8 protein-coding genes are annotated in these 9,412 nt (G+C 65.5%); 2 read left to right on the top strand and 6 right to left on the bottom strand.

Annotation, left to right across the window (positions count from 1 at the left end):
• Window positions 1-5 precede the first annotated feature (5 nt).
• Window positions 6-692: a polysaccharide biosynthesis/export family protein gene (locus NLI89_RS08815; protein ID WP_254686704.1), complete on the bottom strand. Its 687-nt coding sequence runs from the start codon at window positions 690-692 to the stop codon at window positions 6-8.
• A gap of 506 nt (window positions 693-1,198) precedes the next feature.
• On the opposite strand from NLI89_RS08815, the gene NLI89_RS08820 reads away from it, so the two are divergent.
• Complete coding sequence (locus tag NLI89_RS08820; protein ID WP_439144496.1) at window positions 1,199-3,013, top strand: DUF885 domain-containing protein; 1,815 nt, start codon at window positions 1,199-1,201, stop codon at window positions 3,011-3,013.
• A 49-nt stretch (window positions 3,014-3,062) separates the two neighbouring features.
• Here NLI89_RS08820 and NLI89_RS08825 read toward each other — a convergent pair whose 3' ends face one another.
• From NLI89_RS08825 to NLI89_RS08840, 4 genes are all read right to left on the bottom strand, one after another.
• A complete protein-coding gene (locus NLI89_RS08825) occupies window positions 3,063-5,252 on the bottom strand; it encodes a penicillin acylase family protein (RefSeq protein WP_254686713.1) in 2,190 nt (729 codons plus the stop codon).
• A gap of 69 nt (window positions 5,253-5,321) precedes the next feature.
• Window positions 5,322-6,113, bottom strand: a complete 792-nt coding sequence (locus NLI89_RS08830) for a ThuA domain-containing protein (protein ID WP_254686706.1) — start codon at window positions 6,111-6,113, stop codon at window positions 5,322-5,324.
• Between the two features lie 114 nt (window positions 6,114-6,227).
• Window positions 6,228-6,875 (bottom strand): alpha/beta hydrolase, encoded by a 648-nt coding sequence (locus NLI89_RS08835; protein ID WP_254686707.1) that lies wholly within the window; start codon window positions 6,873-6,875, stop codon window positions 6,228-6,230.
• 116 nt (window positions 6,876-6,991) lie between these two features.
• Window positions 6,992-7,654 carry a Fe2+-dependent dioxygenase gene (locus NLI89_RS08840; protein WP_254686708.1) on the bottom strand — a complete coding sequence of 221 codons (663 nt, stop codon included), beginning with the start codon at window positions 7,652-7,654 and terminating at the stop codon, window positions 6,992-6,994.
• 91 nt (window positions 7,655-7,745) lie between these two features.
• Between NLI89_RS08840 and NLI89_RS08845 the strand changes: the two genes are divergently transcribed.
• Window positions 7,746-8,069, top strand: coding sequence for a hypothetical protein (locus tag NLI89_RS08845; RefSeq protein ID WP_254686709.1), 324 nt, complete (start codon window positions 7,746-7,748; stop codon window positions 8,067-8,069).
• Window positions 8,070-8,184: 115 nt separating this feature from the next.
• On the opposite strand, the gene NLI89_RS08850 is transcribed toward NLI89_RS08845, so the two are convergent.
• Window positions 8,185-9,054 carry an alpha/beta hydrolase family esterase gene (locus NLI89_RS08850; protein WP_254686710.1) on the bottom strand — a complete coding sequence of 290 codons (870 nt, stop codon included), beginning with the start codon at window positions 9,052-9,054 and terminating at the stop codon, window positions 8,185-8,187.
• Window positions 9,055-9,412: the final 358 nt, after the last annotated feature.

The raw sequence follows: 9,412 nt of genomic DNA on the forward strand, positions 1-9,412 counted from the left end.
CGCCTTCAGAGCGCCAGGAAGATCGACGTGAGCGGCAGGGCCTGCAACAGGTCGCGCTGCGTCTTCTTGACGCCCGATCCATCCACCACGACGGTATCGCCGGGATAGATTGGCGGATCCGCCATCTCGCCGCGACGGATGCTCGTCAAATCGAACGCAGCCGCCATCCGCTTGCCGCCGATCGTGCGGAAAATCGCGACGCGGCGAGGATTGGCGAGGTCGTCGACGCCGCGGGCCAGCGCGATCGCCTGGACGAGCGACAGCGGGCCGGTCGCGGGATAGATGCCGGGCTGCCGGACCGATCCGTCGACCGTGACGACGCGGCTCGCGGACGCCTTCAGCGCGACGGTCACGTTGGGATTGCGCAGGTATTTCTCGTTCAGCCGCTGCCCGATCACGCTGCCGAGTTCGGCGGTGCTGAGGCCGACCGCGTCGATGCGCCCGAGCAGCGGCATCGTCATCCGGCCGCTCTGGTCGATCTCGTAGTCGCGGCTCAGATCGGCGACCTGGAACACGATGACGCTGACCGTATCGAGCGGCGCCAGCGTGTAGACGCTGTCGACGCCCGCGACCTTCGGCGCGTCAGGGGCGCCGAAATTGCTGGAATCATAGGATATGCCGCCCCCTCGCGTCGATGCGCACGCGCTAAGTAAGATCGCCGACAATAATGCCGGCACGACCCACGCAATCATACGGCGTATCGATGCGCGTCCTCTCATGTCGTCGCCCTGATAAAGGAACGCATCTTTGTGATGCTGTGCGGCTTATCTACGATTAAGGGTCATATTCGGCAATCGATGACTGAATAATATGGCGTCATTGTAGAAAGTATCGGATCGAATTTCGATGCATTCTACGTCAAGTTTATGCCGCTACGAATAGAATGCAATATATTCGGGAGGCGTAATATAATTTGATCAACATCAACAAATGTTAGTGTGGATATGTGATTATATTTGAGTTTGGCCTATCGGCGGGACCTGAACAGTCAGGTTGGGCCGCCTTTGTTGAGATCGGTGCAAGACCATTTTCAACGGCGACATGCGAAGTCCGCCCGACCAACCTCGCCATCGAACGCCCGTTTCATCCGTCATCCGCGCCGGTTCACGCCAGCCCCCGAGCATCTCGCAAAAATCTGCGCCGCTCCAATTGCATTGATCGAACCAGCCCGCGACAAGCGAGCATTCGACAGGAGAATATGATGCGTCTTGCCTTTGCCCTATTGCTGTTGCCGGCGCTGCCCATCGTCCAGGCCGCCGCGCCGGTCCCGGTACAGGATCAGGGTACGGCGGCGCAGGATGCGGCGCTGCTGAAATTCCTCGACGACGCGTACGACCAGCAACTCGATCTTAGCCCGGAATCGCTGACGCAGCTCGGGCTCAAGACGCATTACGACCGGCTCGACGACTATACCGACGCCGCCGCCCTCCGCGCGCAGGCGCTGTCGGAGCGGCAGTTGAAGGCGATGCAGTCGCGCTTTCGTCCCGATCAGCTCGGTGAAAGCGCCCGCGTCAGCTATCGATTGTTCGAATACGAGGTCGAACGCGGCCGCCAGTCGCTTCAGTTCCGCAAGCTCCGCTTTCCGGTGTCGACCAACGGCAGCCCGGCGGGCGATATCCCGGTGTTGCTGATCAATAATCACAAAGTCGATACGCTCGCCGACGCACAGGCGTATATCGCCCGCCTGCGCGATACCGAGCGGGTGATGCGAGAGGTCACCGCGACGATGCGCGAACAGGCGGCAGCCGGTATCATTCCGAACAAGGTGAATTTCGCGCCAGCCCGTGCCGATGCCCGTGCCGTGCTGGTCGGCGCGCCGTTCGACAATGGTGCGGATTCGACGCTCATGGCAGATTTCCGCAAGAAGATCGGGGCATTGAAATTGCCCGCGGCGACCAAGGAGACGCTGTTGCGCGATGCGAGCGCGGCGCTGACCGGGCCGTTCCGCCGTGGCTACGACATGCTGTTCGCGACGCTCGACGCGATCGAACCGCAATCGAAGGGCAATTTCGGGGCGTGGAGCCTGCCGAACGGCGCTGGCTATTACGCAGACCGGCTGAAGACCTCGACGACGACCGACCTGACCGCCGACCAGATCCACGATCTCGGCCTGAAGCAGGTCGCCGCGATCCGGCAGGAGATGGAGGCGATCAAGCGTGAAGTCGGCTTCCAGGGAACGCTCGAGCAGTTCTTTGCCAAGATCCGCACCGATCCGCAGTTCAAATATCCCAATACCCAGGCCGGCCGCGAACAGTATCTGGGTGACGCCCGCGGCGTGATCGCGTCGGTGATGGCCGTTGCGCCCAAATATTTCCGGACCTTGCCTAAGGCGCCGCTCGAGGTTCGCGCGGTCGAGAAATGGCGCGAGGGCACCGCGTCGACCGCATTCTACAACCCGCCCTCGGCGGACGGATCGCGGCCCGGCATCTATTACGTCAACCTGGTCGACATGAACCAGACGCAGAAGGTGCAGGTCGCCGGTATCGCCGCACATGAAGGCGCTCCGGGCCATCATTTCCAGATCGCGCGTCAACAGGAGCTGACGGGCATCCCGAAGTTCCGCAAGTTCGGCGGCTATGGCGCCTATGTCGAGGGCTGGGGGCTCTATTCGGAGCGGCTGGCGAACGAGATGGGGGTCTACAAGGATCCGTATAGCCGGTTCGGGATGCTGTCGTTGCAGGTGTGGCGCGCGATCCGGCTGGTGCTCGATACCGGCATCCACTCCAAGCGCTGGACCCGCGAACAGGCGATCGCGTATTTCAAGGCGAACAGCTCGGTCGCGGACACCGATATCGCGCGCGAAGTCGACAGGTATTTCAACTGGCCGGGGCAGGCGACGAGCTACATGGTCGGCGAGTTGAAGATCGCGGAGCTGCGGGCGCGCGCCGAGCGTGAACTCGGGCCGCGTTTCGACATTCGCGATTTCCACGAAGCAGTGCTGGATCAGGGTGCGCTGCCGCTGGACGTGCTCGACGAGCAAATCGGCCGTTACATCGCTGCGCACCGGCAATAGGTGCGATCGGCAAGGACCCGAAGGGCATGATCGCAGCTATCGTCCGGTTCTAGCGACCGGGGCGATAGCTGCGCTCGACATGTCCCTTCAGGTCTTCGGGATAGAAATACACCGGACGCAGCGTCCCTTCCGCGTATCGCCCGATCTGATCGTCGAAGTGCGGGGAGGCCGTGTCGCCGCTCTGGCCGCCGGCCATGACCGCCATCGCTTTGACGCGCGGCCCGAACTCGACGACCGCGACGAAGCTGTTTCCGCTGGTCCCGTAATAGCGCTTCGTACCCGGCCAGGGCTTCGCGCCGAACGAGGCAAGGCTGCCCCATTGCGCTGAGGTGAAGGGGACGGGAGTGGAGGCGCGAGCGTCGTCGAAATGCGGGTGGATCGCGTCGTCGAGCCGCTGGAACCGGTTGATGTCCTGCCACGGCGTGCGCCAGTCGCCGAAATCCTTCGCCAGCCGGTCGACTGCGGCGGACAGCGCGGCGAGCTTGGGGTCGGGCTGCACGCGCTGGGCGATATAGTCGGGCACGTTCAACCGTTCGGCCTGCGCGACGCTGCCGACCTCGCGCCATAGCTGGTCGCCCCAGAATACCGCCAGGCTGGTGGCGACGGAGTCATAGCCCCAGCGATGATCCCACCGCTTGAGCAGCGCGATGGGGGCCGCGAGTGCCGCTCGTCGCGGATCGCGCGCAGGCAAGCCCTCCCACGCCGTGACCAGCCCCGGCAGCAGGCGTGCAAAGGCGGGCAGATACGGATCGAACGCGGCGGCGCGCAGCGTGTCGGGGGTCCAGCCGCGCTTGCCCGTCAGCAACAGGTCGGCATGGACGCCGCGCGCATTGCCGCCGATCTGGTCCATGTAGCGGGGATAGTCCGCCGCCTTGGGACTGTCGGGCCCTGCCGCGCTCCACGGCCAGTCGTTGGTGTTGTGGACCCAGCCGGTCCGCGGGTTCGCGACGCTCGGCAGGCTGGCGAGCGTATGGAGGCCGCGCCAGTCGGTCGCGGGATCGCTGCCGTCGACGGGACGGGTATAGTCGAACCGGGCGCTGCGGATCGGCATGAACTGCGGCATCAGGAACGCGATCTCGCCCTTGCTGTCGGCGAACAGCGTGTCGTTCGACGAGTTCGCCTTGCGCTGCGCGACGGTCGTGTAGCTCGCGAGGTCGGTCGCCTTGGTCCGTAGATAGCTTTGTTCGAGTGCGGGGACGGGTCTCCACATCAGCGCCGTCGCGATCCATCGCCCGGCCTTGCGCGCGACGATCGGGCCGTGATGCGTGCGATAGGTGGTGAAGCGACGCTCGCCGATCGTGCCATCCGCCTTGCGGTACCGCAGCGTGACCATTTTGGTGGCGACCGGCCGGCTGACCTGGCCGTATCGATAGTCATACCCGCCTGCGCGGCGTGTGATGCGTTCGGCGAATTCATCGACATTGTCGACGGTCGCGGAGGTGTGCATCCAGCCGGCGCTGGCGTTGAACCCCTGGTACACGAAGAACTGGCCCCAGGTGCTGGCGCCGTATGCGTTCAGGCCCTCGGCGCTGGTCATCTGCGCCTCGGACCGAAAATAGAAGCTGGTGTGCGGATTGATGAGCAGCAGCGCTCGACCGCGCGCAGTCAGGCGGGGCGCGATCGCGATACCGTTCGAGCCCGATGGCTCGCGCGGCACCATCCCGAGTTCTTCCGGGCTCGGCGGCGTCGGGGTGCCATAGAAGGTCTTCAGGTCGCTCAGCGATATCCGTTCGATGTCGCCGCCGATGCTGCCTTCGGTGAAGCTGAGCGCCATCCACGGTTCGAACCGGGTGATAACCTTGGGTCTGGTCTGCGGATGGGTCGCCAGATAATAGTTCAGCCCGTCCGCCCAGGCCTGCATCAGCGTGCGCAGCCACGCCGGGCTGGACGCGTAGTCGCGCTTCAGCGCATCCGGGTCGACGAACAGCCGCTGCCGAAGATCCGCCCAGATCGCATCCCCACCCCCGCCTTCTGCTTCCGCGCTACGGCCCAGTGCGGTCAGGTAGTTCGCCTCGATACGCGGGAAATCATCCTCGGCCTGCGCATAGATCAGGCCGAACACCGCATCGCCGTCGGATCGTCCGCGGATGTGCGGGATGCCCCAGTCGTCGCGCGTGATCGTCACCCGCCCGGCCTGCGCCTGCCACCCCGCCAGCTCGGGCGATGGCGGACCGGACGCCGTCGCCAGCAGGGCCAGCAGGATCACCGGATGGCGCGCGCGCCGAAGGACCTTCTCCATCGGCGCAGCGTAAGGCGTGAAAAGCGGAAAGACCATGCGTCGCCGAAGACCGCGCCTCCGCCAGTTAGCCTACCGCGCCGCCCAGCGGATCGCGTTGACCAGGATGCGCCGGTAGTTCGGATCGTCATAGGCCTCGGGCGAGTGGCCCAGCGCGGAATAGACGACGCGTCCCTTGGTCGAGGGGTTGATCCAGATGACCGGGTGCATGCCCATCGCCAGCTTGGCACCCGGACGGTAGCTCGCCTCGTCGATCCGCGCGAGCACGGTCATGCCGCGCGCGGCCGGGTTCGCATCGAAGGAATACCATTCGTCGACCGGCGCCCAGGGCAGCTTGACGCCGGTCATGACGGGATGCTGCGGGCGATCGACCATGATCCGCGCCGGCTGGAACTGGTCGCTGCCGCCCGGATGGCCGATGAACTTGGTGCCGATGACCGTGGCGGAATACCACGCGTCGGTGTGGCTATCGTCCCCCGCGGCATGCAGCGCGACCACGCCGCCGCCGCGTGCCACGAAGCGCGCGAAGGCGGCGCGTTGCTCGCGCGTCAGGAAATCGCCGCTGGCACTGTTGAGCACCACGACGGAAAAATGCCGCAAGTCTTCGTCGTTGAAGACCGCCGCATTCTCGGTGGCAAAGCTCGCCCGGCCCAGCGTTCGCGCGATGTCGGCGATCACCATGTTCGAATGCGGGATATGCTCGATGTGCCGCCAGCCATTGGTTTTCGAAACGATCAGGACCGCGCGCTGCAACCCCTTGGGAAGCGTCGGCGCGACGGAATCGTAAATGGCCGCCGGCAGATGGGGGTTGGGGGCCGCCTGACCCATGGTCACCAGTCCGACTAACGCCAGCAGTTTGTGCATCGTGCAATCTCCCGCCAACACCCTAGCCCGAATGGACGGCCCGCGCGAGAGCCGCCGGCCAAGCCGAGGCGCCCAAGCCGAGGCGCGCGGCCTATCGGTAACCACCCGGAGATCTCAGGACAGGACCTTCCTCGCGAACGCGGTCGCGGCGGCCAGGCCATCCTGCCCGACGCTATGACCCACATTCCGCGAGGCATGGGTTTCGACCGCTACGCCAACCGCCGAGAGCGCCGTCGACGCCAGCTCCATCGACCGAAACGGCACGACGTCGTCCTCCATACCATGGACCAGCAGGACCGGCGGACGCGACCGGATGTCCGCCTCCAGGCGTTCGGGCGCGACCAGCATGCCCGAGATGCCGACGATGCCGGCAAGCCGCTCGCGACGACGCAGCCCGACGTGCAATGCCATCATCGTACCTTGGCTGAACCCGACGAGAAGCAGGCGCTCGCTCGGCAGGCCCGCAGCCTCCAGTTCCTCCGTGATGAAGGCGTCGAGCCCCGGCGCGGCCGATGCGGCGCCCGCCGCGCGCTCGGCCATCGAGAAGGTTTCGATCGGCCACCATTGATGGGCCGCAGCCATTCGGGGAATCCGCGATGTCGCATTCGGTGCGACGAACGCGACATCGGGCAGCGCGGGCTGGATCATGCGGGCAAGCGAGATCAGGTCGTCGCCGTTCGATCCATAGCCATGGACCAGGATGACGAGCGCGCTTGGCGCGGAACCGGAGAGCGGGGCAAGGCGGGGGCCATCGAGCGACATGGAAAACCTTTCGTCAGTGACGGGGTGCGGCGGAGGTTGCGCCGACCCGGATTATTCGTGGCGATCCACCGCCAATGGATCAGCCAATGGACCGAGCGTCGTTTGCGTTCCGAACCTCAATCCTCGGCCCAGCGCCTGAGCAGGTTGGACTGAGTCTTCGCCAGCAAATCCAGCTCCGGCGTCTTGCCCAGCCGCTCGAACAGGGCATGCCGGGCGGTTTCGAGATCGAACAACAACTCGCGCGCATCGGCATCGCGGATCAGGCTGCGGACCCAGGTGACCGCGGCCAGCCGTTCGCCCGACACGACCGGCGCGACGCGGTGCAGCGCGGTCGTCGGATAGACCACCGCATCGCCCGCCGCCAGCTTCACGTCCTGCTCCCCCGCCGCGGACTCGATCACCAGCTCGCCGCCCTCGTAGGTATCGGGATCGGACAGGAAGATCGTGACCGATACGTCGGTCCGCATCCCGCCCATGATCGCGTCGTCGACATGGCTGCCATAGGCCATGCCGGGCTCGTAGCGGCTGAACAACGGGGGGCGCACCACGTGCGGCCGCGTCGCCATCCGGAACAGCGGGTTCGCCAGCAGCCGGTCGATCACGAGGTCCTGCATGTCGGCGAGCAACGGGTCGCTGCGGTCGACCTGTTCGTTGCGCTTGACCGGCCGCGCCTCGCGACCGGCGGTCTGGCGGCCGTCGACATAGCGGGTCCTGCCGAGATTATCTCGCAGCGACTGGAGATTGTCGGGGTCCAGAACGTTGGCAATCATGATCAACATGGGGAAACTCGTGGCATCGGCATGACGTCGGGTCGCGTCCCCTATCAGCTGGCCCTCATGCGGCCAACGGCTTGGCGAGTAAGGAAATATCATGCGTACGAAATTGTGGATGGGCGTCGGTGCGTTCGTGGTCGCGCAATCGGGCCAGGCGATCCTGACCGAAGCGGCAGCCAAGCCGCTGGCGTCGTCGGTGGACCAGATCGGCGAAGGCGGCGAGAACGAGCGCGGTGAAGGCGAGGGCGAGGGCGAGGGCGAGGGCGAGGGCCGGCAGGTGGTCCGCTCGGCCAAGTCGCGCCATGTCGTCCGCAACCCGCGCCGTGCCCGCGCCCTGCAACAACATGCCGGCCAGCGTGGCGAAGGCGAGTATGAGGGTGGCGAAAACGAGCGGGGCGAAGGCGGCGAAGGCGAGCGCTGATTCAGGGGATCGGCATGGACGAGCTGGCCCGGGATCACCAGATAAGTGGTCTACGGAGCATCGCGACGTGTCGATCGGCTCCCCCGGCACAGCGTGAACCGGGGATCCCTGTCCGTCAGCGCGTATGCCGTGACAGGAAGGCCCACATCGCTTCGTTGTCGACGACCGACCAGTTGTGCTGGCCACCGCGCATCACGCGCGCGGCCACGGTCGCGTCGCCTTTGCACCGCGCGTAACCTTGCTCGTACACCGACGCGCCCACATTGCGCGCATAAGGTTCCGAACAGCCGTTCAGGACCGCCCACCGCTGCAGCGCGGTGACCTGCGAATATTGCCAATAGGGCGCGCCGCCCCCTGCAATGGGGTTGGTCGTATCGGCGTCGCCGGAAAAGGCGAGCAACGGCACCGAAACGCTGGGGTGGCACGTCGCGGGATCCGCCTGCATCGGATCGGACCCTGCCGGACGCCCGGCGCGCAGGCCCACGACCGGCGCGATCGCGGCGAAGCGGGCAGGAGCGACGCAGCCCAGCCACGAGGTCATCCGCCCACCGCCCGACAACCCGGTCAGGTACACGCGCTTGCCGTCGACGCAGCCGGTCGCCACCAGCCGGTCGACCAGCCCGGTGAGATAGGCAACGTCGTCGCGCGCGTCTTTCGGAGGCAGGGTGCCGCTGACCGTGAGCACGCCTGGAATATTCCAAACATACCCGCGCTTCGCGGCGATGCCGCCATCCGGGGAAACGACGACGAACCCGTGCAGGTCCGCGGTCTCGGCGAGATGGCTGTCGCGCAGCATCTCCGCTCCGGTGCCCGTGCTGCCGTGGAGGAGCATGATCAACGGCATCGGCGCGGGGGAATGCTTGGCAGGCAGATGCACGAGCGCACGTTCGGCCATCGTATCGAGCGCGCCCACGCGGCACTCGGCGAGGGCGGGGCTGGCAACGAAGAACGCGGCCAACGCGGTGAGGACACGGAGCAGAACCATGCCCCTGGGTAGAACGCCGGTCCGCTGCTGCCTAGGACCGATCGACATGCAGCGTGTTTGGCAAAGTGTCCGGAGGCACAGTCCTGAAAATTATCGAACTGCGGGACATCTGAGAATCTGCGAAGGAAACCAATCACCTAGAACGGGATGGCGGATTGCGGTCTGTGCGCCAACCGTCGCGGGAATGTCTGAAACAGGAAGGGAAGCTGACAGGCCGCTCTTGCAGGTGCGAGTAGGGTTATTTGCCCAGTGTCGGGCAGGCAGGCGGTCCACTGCGATTGACCGGTAAGCCTTCGTTACAACCGCACGTCCAGCTATCAAATCGACCGGATGTGCGGTTCCATCGTCCCCACGCAAA

The sequence above is a fragment of the Sphingomonas faeni genome (genome assembly GCF_024273235.1).
Lineage (GTDB): Bacteria > Pseudomonadota > Alphaproteobacteria > Sphingomonadales > Sphingomonadaceae > Sphingomonas > Sphingomonas faeni_A.

Coding starts and splice junctions, on each gene's coding strand:
- NLI89_RS08815 (WP_254686704.1), bottom strand. CDS start 692: ATGATTGCGTGGGTCGTGCCGGCATTATTGTCGGCGATCTTACTTAGC.
- NLI89_RS08820 (WP_439144496.1), top strand. CDS start 1,199: ATGATGCGTCTTGCCTTTGCCCTATTGCTGTTGCCGGCGCTGCCCATC.
- NLI89_RS08825 (WP_254686713.1), bottom strand. CDS start 5,252: ATGGAGAAGGTCCTTCGGCGCGCGCGCCATCCGGTGATCCTGCTGGCC.
- NLI89_RS08830 (WP_254686706.1), bottom strand. CDS start 6,113: ATGCACAAACTGCTGGCGTTAGTCGGACTGGTGACCATGGGTCAGGCG.
- NLI89_RS08835 (WP_254686707.1), bottom strand. CDS start 6,875: ATGTCGCTCGATGGCCCCCGCCTTGCCCCGCTCTCCGGTTCCGCGCCA.
- NLI89_RS08840 (WP_254686708.1), bottom strand. CDS start 7,654: ATGTTGATCATGATTGCCAACGTTCTGGACCCCGACAATCTCCAGTCG.
- NLI89_RS08845 (WP_254686709.1), top strand. CDS start 7,746: ATGCGTACGAAATTGTGGATGGGCGTCGGTGCGTTCGTGGTCGCGCAA.
- NLI89_RS08850 (WP_254686710.1), bottom strand. CDS start 9,054: ATGGTTCTGCTCCGTGTCCTCACCGCGTTGGCCGCGTTCTTCGTTGCC.